The sequence below is a fragment of the Lysinibacillus sp. ZYM-1 genome, from assembly GCF_001308875.1.
In the GTDB taxonomy this organism is placed as follows: Bacteria; Bacillota; Bacilli; order Bacillales_A; family Planococcaceae; genus Lysinibacillus.
Genome location: NZ_KQ465117.1, coordinates 1 through 603, shown reverse-complemented (window position 1 = coordinate 603; position 603 = coordinate 1). Strand labels below are relative to the sequence as shown.

The window sequence follows — 603 nt, the reverse complement described above, 5'->3', positions numbered from 1 at the left end:
ATATCGAGAGGAAAAACTTTCGATTCTTTTACTATGTGAAATAGCTGGTGTTTCGCGTGCAGCTTACTATAAGTGGCTAAGTCGTAAGCCTTCTAGCAGAGAAGTTGAAAATGAAGCAATTTTAAAGGACATTCATCTCCTTTACCAACAAGTAAATGGTATTTACGGCTATCGTCGTACAACGTTGACCATCAATCGTCGACGAAAAGAAAATAATCAAGCGATGGTTAACGAAAAGCGTATATATCGTTTAATGCAGATTAGTGGATTGAAGTCTGTTATTCGTAGAAAGCGCAAGCTTTATCGAAAATCCCCAGCACATCATGTGGCGGAGAACGTATTGAATCGAGCATTTACATCGAAAAAGCCAAATGAAAAATGGTGTACAGATGTCACAGAACTTAAATATGGAAACGGGAAAAAAGCTTATTTAAGTGCAATTATAGATTTGTATGATGGTTCGATTGTGAGTTTTGTGTTGGGTCATTCGAATAATAATTCCCTTGTTTTCAAAACAATAAAATCAGCTATTCAATCATTACAATCAGGCGAGCAGCCGTTAATACATAGTGACCGAGGTTTTCAATATACATCGAAGGATTT

At 36.5% G+C, this 603-nt stretch carries 1 protein-coding gene; it reads left to right on the top strand.

Annotated elements, in window-relative coordinates; genetic code table 11:
* Positions 1–603 (top strand): IS3 family transposase (locus AO843_RS11205; RefSeq protein WP_197278916.1); only part of this gene is annotated, 603 nt, incomplete at both ends.